The following is a 21,121-nucleotide window of genomic DNA, read 5'->3' on the forward strand; positions in this document are numbered from 1 at the left end:
GGACTGTTGTTTAAATCATAAGTTCAAAACTGATAGAATAGAGTTATGACGATCAGAAGTGAGGGATCTATGTGAGGAAATTAAATTTATATAAAATTATTGGAATTTTCTTATCTTTCGTCCTGTTCCTTGTTATTTTCAATCAGATTAAGAATGGGGAGCCTAATTTTAAAGTGGATGAGTCTCTTTTTGAAGTATACGAATCTACTAGTAGTTGGGAAGAAGCAATGGAAAACAGTGTTCCGCAGACTCGACTAGCAAGAGAGTTAGGAGTATTGGGTGGTGAGGAGCGCCGTATCCCCCTTCTTTCAGCCGAGAGAGATTTAATTATCCATGATGTAATGGTTCTAAATTACGGAGCCGTTTATCTTACTTATTCCTTTTCGTTGAAGGAAAGTGATCAACCATATAATTTACCAAGATTACATATCGGGTCAGTTAGCTTTACAGGAATCGAAGGATCAAACGAATCATATTTAGTTAATCAGCAGAACATTTCTAAGGAGCAAAATGGCAAGCCTCATGTTGTGAATCACCGTATCTATCAGGCTGATATTTTAATACCGAATCATGAGGCCGGTGGGACTATAAATGAGTTCAATCGTTTTTCATCAGCAAATTCCGTCCTTATTAAAGATGCGTATGTTCAAGGAAATGATGAGAAGGTGAACTTGGAAAATCAGGAGCTGTCTTTAGAAAGTGATTATGCTTCAAATGTATATGCTGAAACGGATTTGAACAAAAGTGTAAAAATAAAGGATGGAGAGCTTACATTTTCTCATTTTGAAGCAGGTCTTAACATGAATAAACTCTATATTGAAGGTGAGTACGATCCGCAAACAAAGTTTGTAATCACCAATACAAGCGGAGAAAACCCGTACTCCATTGAGTATGATGTAAGGGAAGACAAGGATGGAAGTTATCTTCCTTTAGAACCTTTTCAGGCAATACAGAAACAGTTCTCATATCGATTAAATGAAGTGATTCTTAATAAAGACGGATCAGTTAGTAAAACAATCGCGCAATCTGACTTGGAAGCGATGGAAAAGGGAGAAAAGGTAACCATTGGAGAGTACAGCGGAATCTCTTATTCTGTTCAATTAAAGGATGATGGTCAGCAACTTGTGATCTCATTTGATGCTGAAGAAGCAATAAGTTCGCAATTTTTTAATCAGTACTATATTGAAAGCCGAAAGACTTATGAAGAGCGATTTGATGTTGCCTCAGAAGAGGAGCGACAGCTTATTGAATCCCGCAAGCCTATTCTTTTAGAATTAAAAGATGATAAGAAGAGTTCTATTCTTATTTATCAAACAAGACCTATCGGGGAGCCGAACAGTATACAGGTTGATCTTGATCATGAGCATTTCACATCAGGTCTCCCAGTTTCTATGACGCTTTCAAATTTACCTGAATTCCAGTCGATTAACCTTGATATAAGTGGTTCACTTAAAATGAATGAAAAAAAATAATTTATTTTCAAATTTGTAGTTTGGTTTTTTGACATTCGGGAATATTCTTTATCAAACCCCCTAAGTAGTTTGAAAGTGATTTTCCCCCTGTTAGCCGTGCTCACGTGAGTACGGCTTTTTTTTATATGTTAGCTTATATTAATCATCAATGAGGTTCATTAATATAGTCTTCCTTATACAATAAATTCGGTTTGAAATGGTGAAGCGTTTCCATTAAGAGGGATTCGTGGTAATCTTTTAGGAAAGCAATAGATCAAAGAAATTGAAAGGATGAGGCATTTTGGCGAAGAAGGGGAATATGACAGAGCTAACAGAAGATCTTGTAACCTTTTTAGAAGGAGAAAAGCTTGTAATGCTTGCAACGATTGATCATGAAAGCCATACACCCAATGTATCATCGATATCATGGGTGAAAAGCCTAGATAAAAATAATATTCGCTTTTCTGTGACTTCTAACTCAAAAACAATTCAAAATGTCAAACAGCATTCTAATGTTGTCTTTACAATAATCGGATTGGAAACGGTATATTCCATTCACGGAAAAGCATCTATCCTAGAGGAAGCGATGCAAGGAGTGTCGCTGAAGCTTGCTAAGATTAATGTGGAAGTTACTCAAGTCGCAGAAAGCATGTTCTGGGGTGCGAAAATAACGGCAGAACCACAATATGAAAAAACATATAATCAAAAGAAAGCGGAAGCTCTTGATGAAGAAGTGTACGAAGCGTTGTTAAAATAGACGAGACTTTCTTATCATAATTTTTTGTGATTTAATATAAGAAATAAGCATTATGTGCTTTCGCAATGACGTATGCATCAGGAAACGAGGTTGATTCCCATATGGAATGGGAAATGATTAAAGACTTTTTGAATGAAGAAACAATCAGAGAGTGGCTAGGTCAGTATCGTGCACTTGGTCCTTTGCCTGGAATTTTGCTACCAATGCTTGAGGCTGTGATTCCCATATTGCCCCTTTTTCTTTTTGTAGCAGGAAACGCGGCTGCGTATGGATTCTGGTATGGCTCTTTACTTTCATGGCTTGGTGCATCTCTTGGCGCTTTGATCGTTTTTATAGTGGTCAGAAAGCTTGCTAGACAGCGCTTCATGCGAGTGATTACAAAACATGCCAAAATCGAAAAAACACTTCGCTGGATCGAGCGGCATGGATTTGGGATGGTATTTCTTCTGCTTTGTTTTCCATTTACGCCATCAGCTTTAATCAATGTCGTTGCGGGTCTGTCAAATATGAGCATTAGAAGCTTTGTACTCGCCGTTTTACTAGGGAAAATGGTGATGATATCGATCGTGTCTTTTATTGGACATGATGTCTTCGCCCTGATCCATCGTCCTTTGGAGATGGTGCTGATTCTCACTGCCATAGTTGTATTATGGGGAGCAGGCAAACTAATTGAAGTCAAATTGAATCAACGCCCGAGAAAACATCGTACTGAAGATCATGTGAGATAAAGGAAAAGCCATGCCCGAAAGGGGATGGCTTTTGCGTGTTATTGTTTATTTGGTTTTAAGCTTTTAGTGCCTGTGTAGGGTAAACGGGCGCATCCGCTTTTCATGTCTAGCTGCCGTGTCTAACCGCCCACATCCGCTTTTCGTGTCTAGCTGCAGCGCCCAGCCTCTCGATCGCTTCACCCTCTAAAATGAACACAAAGAGCGTGTTCTTTTTAGAGGGCTCCAGCGCTTGTCGAGGCTATACGGGCGCTTCCGCATTTCGTTTTAAAATATCCTTTTCTTATCTCTTTCTTCTTTAAGTATTTCAACGGCTTCTCTGAAGCGTTGGGAGTGGATGATTTCTCGTTCTCTTAGGAAGGCGAGGGAGTCGTTTAGGTCTGGGTCGTCTGAGAGATCGATGATCCATTGGTAGGTGGCTCTTGCTTTTTCTTCTGCGGCGATGTCTTCGTATAGGTCGGCGATTGGATCGCCTTTGGCGGCGATGTAGCTTGCTGTCCATGGGACGCCAGCGGCATTGGAGTAGTATAGGGCACTGTCATGATTAGCATAGTGGGCGCCGAGTCCAGCTTCTTTCATTTGATCTGCGGTTGCGTCTTTTGTGAGTTTATAGATCATTGTAGCGATCATTTCGAGATGAGCAAATTCTTCTGTTCCGATATCGGTTAATAACCCGACGACCTTATCAGGAATGGTATACCGTTGATTCAAATAACGGAGGGCTGCTGCTAGTTCACCATCAGCACCGCCATATTGCTCAATCAAAAATTTGGCAAGCATGGGGTTACATGTACTGACTTTAACGGGATATTGCAATTTCTTTTCATATAGCCACATTGAGGTTCACCCTTTCCAGACTAGACTTGCCATGGCCACGGTGCGTCGCCCCAATTCCATGGGTAGTTTGAATAGCTGTTGCCGTATTGCTGAAGGGGACCATATTCCTTTTCATAGCGTTTCTTAAGATGCTTACTTCTTTTGGCATATTCATTGAATTGTTGAATGGCTTCGTAGTCATCCGGGTGTGTATCAAGGTAAAGAGTCAGTTCAACGAGAACGAAATCAGTGGCCTGCAGTTCCTCTAACAGCTCATAGTAGGCTTTCGGTAGCTGTTTAGACATGTTTTACTCCCCCTGCTTTGAAGGATAAGGATAGGGATCATAGAAGGCTTTCCAGAGAGTACCTCGAGAGAGAGCTTCACGTGCGGAATATTGCTCCAGTCCTGGGGGCTGAAATCCCATATAAAGATTAGGAGGAGTGGAGTAAGACTTCACTCGAATAGGAGGACATGGATCAAATGGACTAACATAAGGCTCGTAATACTTTCTGTGGGTATACATCGTTGACCTCCTTCTATACAAATCTCTACTCTTTAGATGTATGAAGTTATGAAAGAAACATGATTTCTAAATAAAGAAGCACCCCCTAAAGTGGGAGTGCTCCTCATCTTTTTACATTTTATTAACCGTATTGTTCCACGTAGCAAGCATATTCTTTAGGTCATGAAGGTCTGATTTAAATGGATAGTTCGATGCAACACTTCTTTTTTGACCTTCGTCGAGCTTTTCGTAGCTATGCACAAATTCGGTCATGTCTCTTGTTAGTCTATTTAGCTCCCACTTAAATGTTTCGAATTCTTTTTCCATTGTCAAAACTCCTTTGTAAATATGTTCTTATATTTGATATACCCTGACGGACCATTCTAAAAACCATCGAGTGTGATAATTTACAAATAATGTCGCTTTAGATGCGAACGTATTTTCTTGTCTTGCTATCCAATTGAAGAAAAACATGAGATAATAGACAAAGAATATACGGTGTAGGAGGTAGAGTACATGGCGGTACAGTTTGTGATTGGTCGGTCTGGAAGTGGAAAAACTGAGCATTGTTTATCTGAAATGCAGCAAGAATTGATCGATCGCCCGCTTGGTGAAGATATGATCTATCTTGTACCAGAGCAAATGACTTTTCAATCAGAATATGAACTAGTACATAATAGAGGGTTAAAAGGAATGATTCGTGCTCAGGTTTTTAGTTTTACAAGACTGGCATGGAAAGTTCTTCAAGAAACGGGAGGGATGGCCCGCCCACACTTAACGAGCGTAGGAACAAGTATGATGTTACGTCATATCATCGAAGAGAATAAACAGAAGCTAAGAATTTATCAGCGTTCTTCTGAAAAAACAGGGTATGTGGAACATCTGAATGACATGGTAACAGAGTTTAAACGGTATTGTCTTGAACCGGAAGATATAAAACGTTTTGCGGATGATCTTTATGATGAAGATGAGCGAAGCTTACTTCGAGATAAGCTCTATGATCTTCACCTTGTTTATGATGCTTTTCAGAAGGAAATGCTCGGGTTTTATCTTGATTCGGAAGACTATTTGGCATTGCTTGCTGAGAAAATCGAAGCGTCAAGCTACTTAGAGGGTGCCTCTATCTGGATTGATGGTTTTCATAGTTTTACACCTCAAGAGCTTCTTGTGCTTCAGGCTTTAATAAAAAAAGGAACAAACCTTACAGTTACCATCACGATGGATCCCGAGATGAATCCTTCAAGCATTCATGAACTGGATCTCTTTCATGAGCCAGCGAAAACATATCAAACTCTTCAAGGACTTGCGCATGAAGAGGGGGCTGCTATTAAGGAACCGATAATTCTAGCTGATCAAAAGCGCTATAACAATAGTGAACTTGCTCATTTAGAAGCCAACTATGGTGAACGACCACCAGTTCTTTATAATGGAAGTCTTCAGCATATTCAAGTGCATCATGCGGTGAATATCCGTTCCGAAGTTGAAGCGGCAGCGCGTGAAACGCTTAGATTAGTACGCGATGAGGGCTATCGATATAGAGACATTTCAGTCATGGTACGTAACATGGCTTCTTATTATGAACTTGTCGAAACGATCTATGCCGATCACGGTATTCCTATTTTTTCTGACCAAAAGAGAACGATGCTGCATCACCCGCTAATTGAATTAATAAGGTCCGGTCTAGATATAATTCAATATAACTGGCGCTATGAATCTGTGTTTCGCTGTGTCAAAACAGAATTGCTTTTTCCTGACGATACAGAAGAAAGTATCGAAACCATTCGCGAGCGCATGGATGAACTCGAAAATTATGTAATTGCTAAAGGCATTAAGGGCTATCGCTGGAAAACGGATGAGCGCTTTAAAGCAAATATCTACCGACAGCTTGAAGATGATGAAACGGTCACCTCAGATGACCTCGAAAAAATGGAAGATCGATTAAATGAAACGAAAGAATGGATTGTTACACCGCTCGAGAAGTTTGAAAGAAAAATGACGAAAGCAAAAACCGTTCGCGAAATGTGTGAAATTCTTTATTATCTTCTAGAGAATAGTCATGCTGCAGAAAAAATAGATCGATTGAAGGTACAAGCAGAAGAAGCAGGTCAGCTTTCGAAAGCACGGGAGCATGATCAAGTTTGGGATGCTGTTATTGCACTGCTTGATGAAACGGTTGAATTGATTGGTGATCAAAAACTTTCGATAGAACAATTTACGAAACTTCTTGAAGCTGGAATGGAAAACATGAAATTTGCCCTCGTACCTGCTTCACTTGATCAAGTTGTGATCGGTAGCATTGATCGAACGAGATTTACTGATGTGAAGTGTGGTTTTTTGCTAGGTGTCAATGAAGGAGTTTTACCATCAAGAATACAGGAAGATGGGCTTTTGAACGAACAGGATCGAGAAAAGCTAGAGGATCAGGGGATCCAGCTGGCACCTGGATTAAAGCGACGTCTTTTAGACGAAGAATTTTTAATTTACCATTCCTTGTCAACGCCCTCTGATGCTCTTTGGGTAAGTTGTCCTCTTGCAGATGAAGAAGGAAAGGGATTGCAGCCTTCTATTGTGATGAATCGATTGAAAGAGATGTTTCCTGAACTTAACATTGGTTTGAAATTTGCTGAACCAGGTGAAGAATTGAAAGAAGAACTATCGTTTATAACGAACCCGGCGAAGACAATTGGTAGATTAACAGGTCAGCTTCGTCAATGGCATCGAGGCTATCCAATTGATCCGATCTGGTGGGATGCCTATAATTGGTTCGTTACAGCGTCTTCACAAGAGAATCGAGTTCGATTGATTGAAAGTCTTTTTTATCGTAACAAAGCAGATCGTCTGACAGAAGACACTAGTAGAAAACTGTATGGTTCAAAGATTCAAACAAGTGTTTCTAGAATGGAAAGATATAAGTCCTGTGCCTTTTCGCAATTTGCTTCTCATGGTTTACGGTTGAAAGAACGGTCAACATTTAAGCTTGAAGCTCCAGACATTGGCCAGTTATTCCACGCGGCGCTAAATATGATGGCTGAAACAATTAAGCAGCGTCATTGGGATTGGGCCAAGCTTTCATCGAATCAATATTATGAACTATCAGGTCAAATCGTAGAGCAACTTGCACCGAAATTGCAAAATGAAATTCTATTAAGTTCAAATCGCTATCACTATATAATGAGAAAACTTTCTCAGGTAGTAGGTCGAGCCTCTTCCGTTCTCGGTCAACAAGCGAAGAAAAGCGGTTTTCAGCCAGCGGGGCTTGAACTAGGATTTGGCCCAAACCAGGAGTTGCCACCAATCGAGTTTACGCTTAAGAATGGGGTGAAAATCCAGCTGATCGGACGAGTGGACCGCGTTGATCAGGCGCTAAATGGAGAGGAGCTTCTTCTCAGAATTATTGACTACAAATCAAGTGGAACTTCTCTTGATCTCTCAGAAGTTTACTTTGGCTTAGCGCTTCAGATGCTAACGTATCTGGATGTTGTGATTACAAACGCAAACATCTGGCTCGGTCGTGATGCAACGGCAGCTGGAATGCTGTACTTCCACGTTCATAATCCAATGTTGCAGGCATCAGCGCCAGGACAAGCTGCTCTTCAACAGGAACTTTTCAAAAAGTTTAAGATGAAGGGTCTTCTTCTAGCTGACAAAGATGTCGTAAGCTTGATGGATCAGGACATTGAGAAGAAAAAATCTGACATTATTCCAGCCGCCTTAAAGAAAGACGGTACTTTTTATAAAAATTCTTCTGTTTTATCTTCCGATGATTTTCAGGCGCTCAGGTCATTCACACGGCAAACCATACAAACGATTGGAACAGAAATATCAGACGGACGTATCGATATCGATCCTTACAAGATGAAGGATCGCATCCCATGCACATTCTGTTCCTATCGCTCATTTTGTCAATTTGATCAGGCGATGGAGGATAATGACTATCGACCGATTACTGTTCAGGATGATGAAACAATACTGAGACGGATGAGAGAGGAGGCGAACGGGAATGACGATAATGAATAAACCCGAAGGCTCGAAATGGACAGACGAACAATGGGAAGCTATTGCTGCTCGTGATCAAGACGTTCTCGTAGCAGCTGCAGCTGGGTCGGGGAAAACGGCTGTTTTAGTTGAACGAATTATTAGGCGTCTTGCTGATGAGAATGATCCTGCTGAAGTTGATCGAATTCTTGTCGTAACGTTTACAAATGCTGCAGCAGCTGAAATGAGACATCGAATCGGGGAGGCTCTTGAAGAAAAGTTAAAAGAAGACCCATCTTCCCTTTATTTAAGAAGACAGCTTTCGATGTTGAATCGCGCTTCTATTTCAACGCTTCATTCTTTTTGTATGGAAGTGCTTCGACGCTATTATTACGAAATTGATCTTGATCCAGCCTTTAGAGTAGCGGATCAAACCGAAGCGGCATTGCTTCGTGAAGAAGCAATGGAAGAACTTTTCGAAGAGCATTATAGCAAGAAAGAGAATGAGGCTTTTTATGACCTTGTTGATCGCTACAGTAGTGATCGTAGTGATGTGGATCTTCAGCTTCTTGTAGAAAGACTCTATCATTTCTCTTCTAGTCACCCATGGCCAGAGCAATGGTTGCAAGAGAGTGTCGCCGTATATGAAGAAGCGAGTGAAAAAGCGTTTGATGAATTGGTCTGGGTAGAGGAAATAAAAAAAGATGTCGTTCTTCAGCTTGAAGGTATGCGTGAAATGCAGGAGAAGGCCATTTCTCTTTCTAATGCACCAGGCGGGCCAGAGCCATACCTTGAGATGTTAGAAATGGAACGTGAAATGACGGAAAGGCTTCTATCAGCTTCCGCTCAAACGTGGCAGGAGCTCAAAAATGAGTTTGAACAAATAACGTTTGGTCGCTTAAAGCCTTGTAAAGGGGATCAATATGATCCTGAAATGATTGATACAGTAAAGGGCCTTCGTGATCGTGTCAAAAAGACCATCCAAAGTTTAAAAGAAGAGCTATTCCAAAGAAACCCTGAGGAATATGTAGAAGACATCGTTCAACTTGCTCCTGTACTAGGAACGTTATCTTCTCTTGTAAATGAATTTAGATACAAGTATACGGAGCTAAAAAAAGAAAAAGGGCTTGTGGATTACAGTGACCTTGAGCATTATTGTCTTTCTATTTTGTTAGATGATCGTTCTACTCCCGAGAACCCGGTCCCATCGAGTGCCGCTCGTGAATATCAAACACAATTTGCTGAAGTATTGATCGATGAATACCAGGATACGAACTCTGTTCAGGAAACCATCCTGAATGCCATTAGCAGAACTTCTGACTTAGGAGGGAACCGCTTCATGGTAGGGGACGTGAAGCAAAGTATTTACCGTTTTAGACTAGCAGAACCTGGGTTGTTCCTCTCTAAGTATAAGACGTTTGGTCGATCGTCTGACGAGCCATCGAAACGAATTGATCTTGCGCGCAATTTTCGTAGTCGAGAAGAAGTGTTGAATAGTACGAATTTTATCTTCAAACAAATTATGGACGAGCGTGTTGGAGAAATAGAGTACGATGAAGCAGCTGAGCTCATTCCTGGCGCAGAATACCCTAAGTCTGAAACGGTTGTTCCGGAAGTTCATATTATTGATAAGAGCGCTCAGAAAGACGAAGACGAAGAAGAAACTGAAAAGGTTCAGCTTGAGGCTCGGCTTATTGCCTCTAATATTAAAGATATGATGGGGAAGAGTGAAAGCGAACGAACAAAAGTGTACGACCGGAAAGAAGATCGTATGAGACCAATCCAGTATAGGGATATGGTGATTTTAATGCGTGCAACAGCAAGCTGGGCACCTGTGATCATGGAAGAATTAAAGCAAGCTGGCATCCCATCTTATTCAGATCTTGCAACAGGATATTTTGAAGCAACAGAAGTTGCCATTATGATGAGTCTTCTTAATGTTATCGATAATCCTTATCAGGATATTCCGCTTGCCTCCGTGCTTCGTTCACCCATTATCGGGTTAACAGAGGAAGAGCTTTCCCTTATTCGTATCAATGAGAAACATTCAAGTTATTATCTTGCCTTACGATCTTATTGTGAGACTGAGTCGAACAAGCTATCGGAGACATTATCGAAGTTCATCACAAACTTGAACAGGTGGCGAGAAGCGGCAAGGCAGTCTTCTTTAAGTGAGTTGATTTGGCAGCTTTATCGAGAAACGAACTATTATGAATTTGTTGGTGGAATGCCTGCCGGCTTGCAGCGACAGGCGAATTTACGAGCGCTGTATGATCGGGCAAGACAATACGAAGCGACTTCGTTTCGTGGCCTATTTCGCTTTCTGCGTTTTATTGACAGAATGAAAGAGCGTGGGAGTGATCTCGGAACTGCGCGCGCTCTTGGAGAACAAGAGGACGTTGTCCGAGTGATGACCATTCACAAAAGCAAAGGACTTGAATTTCCTGTCGTCTTTATTGCAGGAATTGCAAAGCAATTTAATATGAGAGATATGGCCAATCAAATGCTGATGCATAAAGAATTTGGTCTTGCTACAAAATTCATTGATCCAGTTCAGAGGATTAGTTATCCGACATTGCCTTACTTTACACTGCAAAAGCGGATGAAGCTTGAGCTACTTGCTGAAGAAATGCGAGTTCTTTATGTTGCGTTAACGAGAGCGAAAGAGAAATTAATTTTAGTTGGAACGGTAAATGATTGGGAGAAAGAACGATTGTCATGGGCAGGAGCAGCTGGAGATGAGTGGCTGCTATCGGATTACGAACGATCGAAAGGGAAGACCTATCTGAGCTGGATTGGACCCGCTATTATGAGACATAAAGATCTCGCTTCTATATCTGAAGGAATGGCGAATTTTTCAAAACATGATGAGGTATTTCAACATCCGGCACGGTGGTTACTCACTCTTCATAACGCTTCGTCCTTCGCTGAGATTGAAGCAGAAGATGTTCATAAACATCGGGAATATGAAATGTTACTACAGAAGAAAGAGCCTATTCCTGAAGTTAGCTCCTATAAAGATGAGGTGAACCACCGTCTTGATTGGACTTATCCTCATCAAGCAGCGTCTGAAACAAGGTCGAAACAATCCGTTACAGAAGTGAAGCGCCAACGTGAGATCTTTCAAGATGAACGAAGTGATGACAAGCTAGTCAAAGGATTTAGCCAATCACTGAAAGAGCGACCTCGCTTTCTTCAAAGTAAGCAGTTAACGCCTGCTGAGCGGGGAACGGCGATGCACATTGTCATGCAGCACCTTGATTTGCAAAAGTGGCATGATCGTGAAGACATTAACGAGTTAGTCGCCAAACTTGAGCATAAGGAATTGTTAACGACTGAACAGGGACGAGCCATTGATGTCGAGCAAATTCATCAATTAATGGATTCAGAGCTCGGGCAGAAAATGAGAAATGCAGCTGAAATATATAAAGAGGTCCCTTTCAGCCTAGGAGTAGATTCAAAATGGATCTATCCTGAATTTGAAGGAGATCAAGAGACGGTAGTTCTACAGGGTGTGATTGATTGTATTCTTCGCGATCAAAACGGTGATTTAGTGCTAGTCGATTACAAAACAGACGTGATAGCGAATCGTTTTACTTCTGATGAACAAGCAATGGAGACAATGAAACGGCGCTATACAACACAGCTACAATTATATGAAAAAGCCATTAATGAGATCTGGAAGGTGCCTTGTAAGGAGAAAATATTATTCTTCTTTGACGGAGGTCGATCTCTCTTAATCGATTAACAAGTAGCCGGGCTTATGTCCGGCTGTCTTCGTTTCGATGGAGTCAGAATATGAATCGAAATAAAGGAGTGATTAATATGAGGTTACTTCATACTGCAGACTGGCACCTGGGGAAAACATTAGAAGGAAGAAGCCGTCTACCAGAACAAAAGGAATTTCTTGAAGAATTAATGGTGATTGCTGATGAAGAAAACGTAGACGCTATTTTAATGGCTGGAGACGTTTTTGATACCGTCAATCCACCTGCAGCAGCTGAAACGCTTTTTTATGATGCAGCAGTAAAATTAACTAGTCGTGGCGAACGCCCTCTAATCATCATTTCAGGAAATCATGATAATCCTGAACGGTTGTCGGCATCACGCCCACTTGCACATACAAATGGTATATCGATTATTGGGTTTCCCACAATTGATCCGATAGAAGTAACGGTTCGAAATGGACAAAAGCTCTCTATCGCTGCACTTCCTTATCCATCGGAATCTAGACTGAATGAATGTTTAACAGCGAGTCAGGAAGAAGAGGCTCTTCAGCTAGCCTATGATGATCGGGTGAAAAAGTTATTTAGTGATTTGACAGAAGCGGGGTCAGAGGAGGCCGTTCATATTGCTATGAGTCACATTTATGTAGCCGGAAGCAGAGAGAGTGATTCTGAACGACCGATACAAGTAGGAGGCGCTTATACGGTATCAGCGAATTCCCTTCCTGAACAGGCTCAGTATGTCGCGCTCGGGCACTTACACCGTCCTCAAACGATTACGAGAGCTTCAGCACTTGCACGCTATTCCGGCTCCCCACTTGCTTACAGCTTCTCAGAAGCCAATCAATCCAAGTCAGTTACAATCGTTGATGTGGAGCCAGAGGGTCTTGCTCATATAAATGAAATTCCTATACAATCAGGCAAGCCACTCGTTCGATGGATCGCTGATCAAGGGATTGAGCAAGTATATACGTGGCTAGAAGAAGGAAAAGATGCTGATGCGTGGATTGATCTCGAAATCCATTTAAATGATACGCTATCTATAGAAGAAATTCATCGACTCCGCAGTCAGCATGATGGATTTATCCATATTAGACCTGTCTTTGCAAAAAAGGATCAGCAAAAAGAAGTGTCTAATGCTAATCTTCCGATAGAAGAGCTTTTCAAACGATTCTATGAAAGACAAACAGATGGAGCTGAACCAGAAGAAGATCTTGTCCAGCTTTTTCTAGAGCTAACACAGTCAGATGATGAGGAGTAAGGGGGACTGAAGACATGAGACCGATACACCTGTCCGTTTCAGGACTACATAGTTTTCGAGAGAAACAAGAAATTGATTTTGAATCACTTTGTCAGGGAGGAATTTTTGGGATATTTGGTCCTACTGGCAGTGGGAAATCTTCTTTGCTTGATGCTATGACTCTTGCCCTTTATGGGAAAGTTGAACGAGCAACGAATAATACCCAGGGCATTATGAATCATGCAGAAGACACGTTGTATGTTTCGTTTACATTCGCCCTTGGAAACAAATTGCGCTATCGGGTGGAGCGAAGTTATAAACGTTCTGGAGATGTTTCCATTCGTTCGGCCAATTCAAGATTAATAGAACTTGGTGAAGAAAATACGGTTCTGGCGGATAAAGACCGTGATGTTTCACAGCAGATTCAAGAAATTCTAGGGCTTACGATTGATGATTTCACGCGTGCTGTTGTATTGCCGCAGGGTAAATTTGCAGAATTCCTTTCTTTAAAAGGCACTGAGAGAAGACAAATGTTACAACGTTTGTTCCAGCTTGAGAAATACGGTGATCAATTTAATCGTCGATTAAGAGCAAGAGTGGATGAGAAAAAATATAAGTTGAATGAAATTACGGCTGAACAAACGGGACTAGGTGAAGCTTCTAAAGAATCTCTTAAAGAGGCAAAGGAAGCTTTCTTTGAGGCTGAAAAAGCTGCTCAGAAAGCAAAGGACGATCTTCTTGCAGCTGAGAAACAAAAAGAAAATGTCACAGAGATTTGGAACCTTCAAAACCAGCTTGATGAACTTCGCAGTAGGAAAAAGGCGATAGCTGAACAAAGAGCTGAGATCGAAACGCTTGAAATAAAGATCAATGAAGCAAATGCGGCGGGGCAAATAAAGCCTTATTTAGATGCGGTTGAAGCAACAGAAAAAGAAGTACAAGAAGCAAAGAATCGTTATGAAGAAACAAAGCGCCGACTAGAAGAAGCTACAAAGCTGTATCAAGAAAGAAAGAGTGAGCATAAAAGCAAGCAACAAAATCGGCAAGAGCAGGAGCCTCTATTATTAAAAAAACTGAATGAATTTGAGCGTGGATTAGAGCTTGAAAAAGAAATATCTCAACTGAAAACTAAGCGTGCTGGTGTCGAAAATCAATCAGTCACGCTAGAAAAAGAGTCAAAGGTAAAAGCGGAAGAGACGAAAAAAGCACAAGAGGATTTAAAGAAAGCGCGCACGCTTCAATCTGACCTTAATAAAGATTTGACAAGTCGGCAGGTCGCCCCTGAAGAACGTAAGCGAATTCTAAGAGCTCAGAGCTTGAAGCAGGAGTTCCAATCTCTACAAAAGCAGCTAGATGAAGCACATCGTGAAGAAGAAAAACAAGTGAATGCTCAAAAGCAACTTCAGCCTCTATATGATGACGCGATGCAAAACTTGAAGGTGTTAAAGGAGAGTTATGCAGGTTATTATAACTTGGTTCTTTCAACATATCATGCCATATCATCTCATAAGCTTACGCTTGAGAATCACATCCGTAACGTTCAGGATGAAATCGATCAAACGAGTCAAAGACTTGAACAAAATCGCACACACGTCATTGCAATACGTCTTGCGAGAGAACTAGAAGAAGGGCAGGCATGCCCTGTTTGCGGTGCGAAAGAACACGTTCAGCTTGCAGAAGGTAATGATAACACACCTGATTTGAAGGAAGATCTAAAGGAAAAAGAACAAAGGCGTGAACGGTTAAAAGATCAACTTCAACATGCTAAACAGCTTCAATATCAGCTAGAGCAAACGTCTGACCTGATGTCAGATCATGACGAGCAACTAGTTAAGGCGCAAGATATAAGCGATGTCGATCGTAACCTTACAGAAGCTGCTGTTATAACAGAAATGAAATCGCTCGCTCAGGATGTTCGAGAAATAGAAGAAAAAGTTAAAAATGCTCGAAAGAATCTTCAGGAGCAGCAGTCAAAAGTGACCGAATATGCTTATCGTCTAGAACAAGTTCAGAAAGATCTAGAAGGTAGAAAAGAAAAGCGGATTAATTTAAGTAAAGAAACAGAAGAAATAACGAAAACCATTCAAGAGGAATTGTCTCTTTCTGTTCATGAGATTGAAGCAGAAATGAAAAAAATTGAAGAGATGGATAAAGAAGCAACCACCATAAGGGAGCGTCTCGAAAAAAGCGTTCCTTATATTGAGAAAAAAGAACAACATCTTTTAGAGCTTCAGGAACAGGTGCAACAACATACTGTGCGTAGAGCTGAATTAACAAGCTCATTACAACAGCTTAAAGAACAAATCAATAAGATGATAGCTGATCACATTAGTATCGTAGGTAACACAACAGCAGAAGAAGGTTACAAAGCAACGAATGAGCAATTACAAGTCCTTCGAAAAGAAGAAAAAACGGCACATGAGCGATTGCAGCTAGCGGAGGAAAGCTATCAGCAAAATGAACGACGTTCCGCTGCCGATCAAAATTACAATGACGATGCTCAGCTACGTTTGAAAAAATCACTTGAAACATATCAAGCAGTTCAAAAAGACTCTATTTTTGAGAACCGTATGCAGGTTAGAGATGCTGAAGTAGATAAAGAAGAGAAACAGAAATGGGAAGAGCAAGTACAAGCCTATCGAAAAGAACGAGATCAAACGGAGCATTCGATGGTAGAGCTTGAGAAGAAGCTTTCGGGGAGAGCAATCACTGAAGGAGAGTATCATGAAACGATTGAGAGAGCAGAAAGTGCAAAAGCTAATCGAGAGGAAGCCTTATCACATTATGCAGCATGCCGACATCATGTAGAAGATATAACAAAAAGGCATCAACGCTATAAGGAGCTTGAAGGGGACCGTCAGTCTTTGAGTGAGGAGCTTGAAAAGCTTAATAAGCTTCAAACCGTTTTCCGGGGAAATAGTTTTGTGGAATTTATTGCTTCTGAACAGCTAGAGCAAGTTAGTTTTGACGCGTCACAGAAGTTAGGCGATCTAACCTCTCAGCGATACGCTATTGAAGTAGACTCAGGAGGAGGATTTTTAATTCGGGACGATGCAAACGGAGGAGTAAAGCGACCAGTCTCAACATTATCCGGAGGAGAAACCTTCCTTACATCGCTTGCTCTTGCCCTTGCACTGTCAGGACAAATTCAATTGAGGGGTGCTCATCCGCTCCAGTTTTTCTTCCTTGATGAAGGATTTGGTACCCTAGATGAATCACTTCTAGATACCGTTATTACAGCACTTGAAAAGCTACAAAATGAGAGCTTATCTGTCGGTGTCATTAGTCACGTGCCAGAGCTTCGCGCAAGACTGCCTCGAAAAGTCATTGTGACCCCATCAGAACCATCGGGGCGTGGAAGTCGTATTGAAATGGAGACACTCTAGACATAGGAAACATATCCAAATGGGTATGTTTTCTTTTTTTTCTTGAAAGATACTGTCAAAATACGAGAGTTTATGTAAAAATATGAATAGTAGTTGAGGGAATTTACATAGGAGGAACATGGATGTCGCATTCTATGAGACTAGTTTTAGGAAGCTTTAAACCTTTTTCACACTTTCGTCCGCTTCAATCAGCCTACAGATTAAAAGGATCCTGGTGGCGCATATTCTTATTAACGATCGCAGCCTTTTTAGTAGTTGGAATAACATCGTTTATGAACATCAAATACGCTGGGGAGATGCCTGAATATGCTGGCATTGCAGCAGATGATCGATTGCTTTTCGTTCTAAGTGAAGTGATTACAGATGGTTTACTTGGACTCATCACGTTTGTTCTCCTTGTTTTAGGAGGAGCATTATTATATTGGCCATTCTTTCAGGAAGTTGGATTTAAAAGACTTGCTTACATACATAGCTATGTCGTGTTTATTTTGTTAATCGGTATGGTGCTTCAATTGCCGTTTATTCCATTTCTCCATGAGCCTTCACTCGTATCTCCTTACAGTTTAGGTGTCTACGTAGACTTGATAACAAATAGCCCATTCTGGCTTTATTTTAGCTACAGTCTTTCCATATTTTTAGCATGGGGAACTTTTGTTCAGTACGCTGCGCTTAAGCAAAGTACAACTCATGCGAAAAGATACGTTATCTTTTGGACAATCGGCTTAAATCTAGTCATCGTTGCAATCATCGCTTATATGAGAACGGCATTTTAATGAAAAAGTTGGAGGGTCCATCTGTGAATCGTAAGTCACTTTTGATTAGCATTAGTGTAACTCTTGTTGTCCTTCTTTTCATTACTGTTAACACATTGATTATCCAGAGTGTGATCGCAGGTGAGAAGAAGCTGGAGACGGTTACTGTAAAGGGGAAAACTTATCAAGAACTTGCTTCTTTCGAAGGAGTTCTTATTCCAGAATTAGAAGAGTCATATTATTATCAAGCCTCACGCGGTAACATAGCAGATGTGCTTGTAGGTGGAGGCGATCTTGTTTCAACTGGTACAGCCCTTTTTGAATATGAAGAAGAGATCACTGTGAATACTTCAGATTTAAAGGCGCAATTAAATAAAGCTGAAACAGCCGTTTCTGTGCTCGATGATCAGCTCAGCGACGTGACTATGCAGTCGTCACGTATTGATTCTAATGAAGATCTTGAGGATGAGCAGAAACTACAACTGCAACTAGATGTGGAAGAGCAAATGCGAGAAACAGAATATAAGAAAAGACTTGCTGAGCTTGATGTAAAAGAGTTAGAACGTCAAATTGCTGAGGCAGATACAGAACAAGTAGATCTTAAGGTGGAGTCGACACTGGACGGTACAGTTGAAGAAGTGAATCGTACTCCTGAAGACGGTGAGCCGGTTGTCAAGGTGTTATCTAATAAGATCACTGTTCAAGGTTCCGTCAATGAATTAGATTACCCAACTCTTGCTGTCGATCAGGAAGTGCTGATTCGGGCGAGTGCTTATCCTGGTCAACCAGTCACAGGAAGAGTGACAATCTTAGAGGATCGTCCATATGAGGTAGATGAAGAGACGGGACTGAGCTTGTATCATTTTAATGTCATGATTGATGAGGAAACAGAGATGAAGTCGGGTACACACGTAACCATTGATGTTCCTCTTCATCAAAATAAAAATGCTCCATCTGTCCCTGAGGAAAGCATTATAATAAAAGATTCTACTAGTTATGTTGTCGTGTTTGAAGAAGAACAACTTTACTTAAGAGAAGTAGAACAAGGACGAGAAGAAAATGGAAGAGTAGAAATCCTATCAGGTCTCGAAGTTAAGGAAAAAGTCTTAACTGAGCCAAGAGAGGCTTTTACTGAACTGCTTTCAGAGAAAAAGGAAAAAGAACAGAGTCAAGAAACAGAAAGCAAAGGATAAAACGAGAGGACCTGTAGAGATACAGGTCCTTTTTATTGTTAGAGAAATTCTTATTCGTTTAAAGTGTGATTATCGCAATATTCATGAAAATGAATAGTGTTTCATGTCATAATAGGAGTAATAAAGTAGAGGATGTTCCTCTTAAAATGTAACGAGCTTAAAGATAATTGAATGGCTTGCCTTATAGGGGACAAGAAAAGGAGAGAGTGTTGAGATGAAGTTTGTTTCTTTTAGAAACCACGGTGTGTGTTCTTTCGGTATATGGAAAGCAGATAATCGAATTGTTAATTTAAGCGCTTATTATCAAGATCAAGGAAACCACATCTCTGATTTACGATCATTTATTCAATCAGTAAATTTCGATTTAGCTGAACTGATGGAAGTACCGTCTCAGTATGAAGTAGATGTTGAAGATGTTCAGTTAGAAGCACCCATTCCGAGGCCATCTAAAAATGTGTTCTGTGTAGGGAAAAACTATCGCGATCATGCTATTGAAATGGGAAGTGAAAAGGATATACCAGCGCATCCTATGATTTTCACAAAAGCTCCAACGACAGTTAGCGCTCCAAATAGCGTCTTAGCATTTGAAAATGAGCTATGTAATGCACTCGACTATGAAGGTGAGCTGGCGGTTGTCATTGGCAAGCAGGGAAAAGGAATCAAAAGCGATGAGGCCATGAACTATGTTTTTGGATATACGATCATCAATGATATTACAGAGCGCGACATTCAAAAAAAGCATGGACAATTTTTTGTTGGGAAAAGCCTTGATGCATCATGTCCAATGGGGCCAGTTATTTTACATACATCTGCTGTACTAGATCCGCATCAACTGCCTATTAAGACAATGGTAAACGGAGAGCTAAGACAGAGCGGAAATACGTCTGACTTTATCTTCAATATTCCAGAGCTTATTCACGTTCTTTCTAAGGGGATGACGTTGGAGGCAGGAGACATTATTGCAACAGGAACTCCGGCAGGTGTAGGAAAAGGATTTAAGCCTCCCAAATTTCTTCGTGATGGTGATGTGGTCGAGATTCAAATTGAAGGAATTGGTACTTTACGTAATGAAATAAGAAAGAGATAACGTTCTCGTGTTTAATTCTTGCTAAAAAAAGGAATTGTTATCCAGTAAATCTACTAGGAGGGTAAGCGTATGGAAAAGTTTCATTACATTAATGGTGAATGGACAGGTCAGGATCTTGAAAAGCTTGAAGTGAACAACCCAGCAACTGGTGAACTCGTCGGTACTGTACCGGTTGGGGGGAAGTCGGAAACGAAGAAGGCAATTGACGCTGCGCATCAGGCTTTCCCCGCATGGTCAAGCCTCACCGCATATGAGCGGTCGTCATACTTAAAGAAACTCCATAGTTTGATGATGGAACACGAAGATGAACTAGCTGAGCTCATGACGCTTGAAATGGGAAAACCTCTTCACGAATCAAAAGGAGAAGTGGCTTATTCTGCCTCATTTGTGGAATGGTTTGCTGAAGAAGGAAAACGCGTTTATGGTCGTACCATCCCGCCTCATAAAGAAGAGCGAATGATGGAAGTTCGCAAACAGCCAGTAGGAGTTGTTGGTGCCATTACGCCATGGAATTTCCCGGCTGCCATGATCGCAAGAAAGCTTGCTCCTGCTCTTGCTGCAGGGTGTACCTTTGTTGTTAAGCCACCTTCTGCAACGCCACTAACAGCAGTGCGTTTAGTGGAACTTTGTGAAGAGGCAGGTATCCCTAAAGGTGTTGTAAATCTCGTCACTGGGAAATCATCAGAAGTTGCAGGCGAGCTAATGAGTAACCCACACGTTCGGAAAATAACGTTCACAGGTTCAACAGAAGTTGGTAAGAAACTAATGGAACAGGCTGCCGAAACAGTGAAAAACATTTCTCTTGAGCTTGGTGGACATGCACCAATTATCGTTCTTGATGATGCAGACATCGACAAAGCCGTTGACGGCGTCGTTGCTTCTAAGTTTAGAAATGGCGGTCAAACGTGCATATGCGGTAATCGTGTCTATGTACAAGAGAAGATTTATGATGAGTTCATTTCTAAATTCGCTGCTAAGACGAAAGAACTTAAGGTTGGAAATGGATTAGAAAAAGGGACTGACATTGGGCCGATGATTGACAAAGATGGCTATGATAAAGTAGAAAAGCACGTTCAAAATGCGCTTACTCAGGGAGCTGAATGCGTTGTTGGAGGAGAAGGATATGAAGAGAATGGATCCTACTTCTACCGTCCAACGGTTTTAAAGGATGTAACACCTGGCATGTTAATAATGAATGAAGAAACGTTTGGACCAGTTGCTCCAATCCAAAAGGTTAAAACAGATGATGAAGCGATTAAGTTTGCAAACCAAACGCCATTCGGGCTTGCTGCTTACGTATTTAGTGAAAGCGTTCGAAGAGGAAATCACGTCGTAAATGGTCTGGACTACGGGATTGTAGGCTGGAATGATGGTGTCCCTTCAGCTGCTCAGGCGCCGTTCGGTGGTATGAAGCAAAGTGGTATTGGTCGAGAAGGTGGCCACGAAGGACTTGAAGCTTATTTAGAAACAAAATACGTTTCGATCGGATTATAGAAAATAAGAAAGCCTCG

15 protein-coding genes are annotated in these 21,121 nt (G+C 41.1%); 11 read left to right on the forward strand and 4 right to left on the reverse strand.

The annotated features are described in order from the left end of the window. Positions 1-71 precede the first annotated feature (71 nt). From AC0VYV_RS08315 to AC0VYV_RS08325, 3 genes are all read left to right on the forward strand, one after another. Positions 72-1,472, forward strand: a complete 1,401-nt coding sequence (locus tag AC0VYV_RS08315; RefSeq protein WP_475374734.1) for a hypothetical protein — start codon at positions 72-74, stop codon at positions 1,470-1,472. A gap of 280 nt (positions 1,473-1,752) precedes the next feature. Continuing rightward, positions 1,753-2,208, forward strand: coding sequence for a pyridoxamine 5'-phosphate oxidase family protein (locus AC0VYV_RS08320; protein ID WP_475374735.1), 456 nt, complete (start codon positions 1,753-1,755; stop codon positions 2,206-2,208). A 101-nt stretch (positions 2,209-2,309) separates the two neighbouring features. Next, positions 2,310-2,936 (forward strand): TVP38/TMEM64 family protein, encoded by a 627-nt coding sequence (locus AC0VYV_RS08325; protein WP_475368838.1) that lies wholly within the window; start codon positions 2,310-2,312, stop codon positions 2,934-2,936. A 264-nt stretch (positions 2,937-3,200) separates the two neighbouring features. Here AC0VYV_RS08325 and AC0VYV_RS08330 read toward each other — a convergent pair whose 3' ends face one another. From AC0VYV_RS08330 to AC0VYV_RS08345, 4 genes are all read right to left on the reverse strand, one after another. Beyond that, positions 3,201-3,770, reverse strand: a complete 570-nt coding sequence (locus AC0VYV_RS08330) for a manganese catalase family protein (RefSeq protein WP_194221127.1) — start codon at positions 3,768-3,770, stop codon at positions 3,201-3,203. A gap of 20 nt (positions 3,771-3,790) precedes the next feature. Then, positions 3,791-4,054, reverse strand: a complete 264-nt coding sequence (locus tag AC0VYV_RS08335) for a spore coat protein CotJB (RefSeq protein WP_194221128.1) — start codon at positions 4,052-4,054, stop codon at positions 3,791-3,793. A gap of 3 nt (positions 4,055-4,057) precedes the next feature. Then, positions 4,058-4,273 (reverse strand): spore coat associated protein CotJA, encoded by a 216-nt coding sequence (locus AC0VYV_RS08340; RefSeq protein ID WP_194221129.1) that lies wholly within the window; start codon positions 4,271-4,273, stop codon positions 4,058-4,060. Positions 4,274-4,384: 111 nt separating this feature from the next. Continuing rightward, positions 4,385-4,579, reverse strand: a complete 195-nt coding sequence (locus tag AC0VYV_RS08345) for a hypothetical protein (RefSeq protein ID WP_194221130.1) — start codon at positions 4,577-4,579, stop codon at positions 4,385-4,387. A 189-nt stretch (positions 4,580-4,768) separates the two neighbouring features. On the opposite strand from AC0VYV_RS08345, the gene addB reads away from it, so the two are divergent. The 8 genes from addB (at position 4,769) to AC0VYV_RS08385 (ending at position 21,104) form a co-directional block, all read left to right on the forward strand. Next, positions 4,769-8,269: a helicase-exonuclease AddAB subunit AddB gene (gene addB / locus AC0VYV_RS08350; protein ID WP_475374736.1), complete on the forward strand. Its 3,501-nt coding sequence runs from the start codon at positions 4,769-4,771 to the stop codon at positions 8,267-8,269. Next, positions 8,253-11,975, forward strand: coding sequence for a helicase-exonuclease AddAB subunit AddA (gene addA, locus AC0VYV_RS08355; protein WP_475374737.1), 3,723 nt, complete (start codon positions 8,253-8,255; stop codon positions 11,973-11,975). Before addB ends, addA begins: the two co-directional genes overlap by 17 nt. A 77-nt stretch (positions 11,976-12,052) precedes the next feature. Continuing rightward, entirely contained in the window at positions 12,053-13,213 is a 1,161-nt protein-coding gene (locus tag AC0VYV_RS08360; RefSeq protein WP_475367147.1) for an exonuclease SbcCD subunit D, read from the forward strand. A gap of 14 nt (positions 13,214-13,227) precedes the next feature. After that, positions 13,228-16,578: an SbcC/MukB-like Walker B domain-containing protein gene (locus tag AC0VYV_RS08365; protein ID WP_475374738.1), complete on the forward strand. Its 3,351-nt coding sequence runs from the start codon at positions 13,228-13,230 to the stop codon at positions 16,576-16,578. 122 nt (positions 16,579-16,700) lie between these two features. After that, entirely contained in the window at positions 16,701-17,351 is a 651-nt protein-coding gene (locus AC0VYV_RS08370) for a hypothetical protein (protein ID WP_430242151.1), read from the forward strand. A gap of 23 nt (positions 17,352-17,374) precedes the next feature. Then, on the forward strand, positions 17,375-18,523 hold the full coding sequence (locus tag AC0VYV_RS08375; protein WP_475374739.1) for an efflux RND transporter periplasmic adaptor subunit: 1,149 nt from the start codon (positions 17,375-17,377) through the stop codon (positions 18,521-18,523). A 214-nt stretch (positions 18,524-18,737) separates the two neighbouring features. Further along, complete coding sequence (locus AC0VYV_RS08380) at positions 18,738-19,610, forward strand: fumarylacetoacetate hydrolase family protein (protein ID WP_475374740.1); 873 nt, start codon at positions 18,738-18,740, stop codon at positions 19,608-19,610. Positions 19,611-19,679: 69 nt separating this feature from the next. Then, positions 19,680-21,104 carry an NAD-dependent succinate-semialdehyde dehydrogenase gene (locus tag AC0VYV_RS08385; RefSeq protein WP_475367151.1) on the forward strand — a complete coding sequence of 475 codons (1,425 nt, stop codon included), beginning with the start codon at positions 19,680-19,682 and terminating at the stop codon, positions 21,102-21,104. Positions 21,105-21,121: the final 17 nt, after the last annotated feature.

Source organism: Anaerobacillus sp. QJM3NY_17 (assembly GCF_056173665.1).

Excerpts from the sequence above, each read along its gene's own strand:
- AC0VYV_RS08370 (WP_430242151.1), top strand. The coding sequence starts at position 16,701 with ATGTCGCATTCTATGAGACTAGTTTTAGGAAGCTTTAAACCTTTTTCA.
- AC0VYV_RS08380 (WP_475374740.1), top strand. The coding sequence starts at position 18,738 with ATGAAGTTTGTTTCTTTTAGAAACCACGGTGTGTGTTCTTTCGGTATA.
- AC0VYV_RS08345 (WP_194221130.1), bottom strand. The coding sequence starts at position 4,579 with ATGGAAAAAGAATTCGAAACATTTAAGTGGGAGCTAAATAGACTAACA.
- AC0VYV_RS08360 (WP_475367147.1), top strand. The coding sequence starts at position 12,053 with ATGAGGTTACTTCATACTGCAGACTGGCACCTGGGGAAAACATTAGAA.
- AC0VYV_RS08365 (WP_475374738.1), top strand. The coding sequence starts at position 13,228 with ATGAGACCGATACACCTGTCCGTTTCAGGACTACATAGTTTTCGAGAG.
- AC0VYV_RS08385 (WP_475367151.1), top strand. The coding sequence starts at position 19,680 with ATGGAAAAGTTTCATTACATTAATGGTGAATGGACAGGTCAGGATCTT.
- AC0VYV_RS08330 (WP_194221127.1), bottom strand. The coding sequence starts at position 3,770 with ATGTGGCTATATGAAAAGAAATTGCAATATCCCGTTAAAGTCAGTACA.
- AC0VYV_RS08325 (WP_475368838.1), top strand. The coding sequence starts at position 2,310 with ATGGAATGGGAAATGATTAAAGACTTTTTGAATGAAGAAACAATCAGA.
- addB (WP_475374736.1), top strand. The coding sequence starts at position 4,769 with ATGGCGGTACAGTTTGTGATTGGTCGGTCTGGAAGTGGAAAAACTGAG.
- AC0VYV_RS08340 (WP_194221129.1), bottom strand. The coding sequence starts at position 4,273 with ATGTATACCCACAGAAAGTATTACGAGCCTTATGTTAGTCCATTTGAT.
- AC0VYV_RS08335 (WP_194221128.1), bottom strand. The coding sequence starts at position 4,054 with ATGTCTAAACAGCTACCGAAAGCCTACTATGAGCTGTTAGAGGAACTG.
- addA (WP_475374737.1), top strand. The coding sequence starts at position 8,253 with ATGACGATAATGAATAAACCCGAAGGCTCGAAATGGACAGACGAACAA.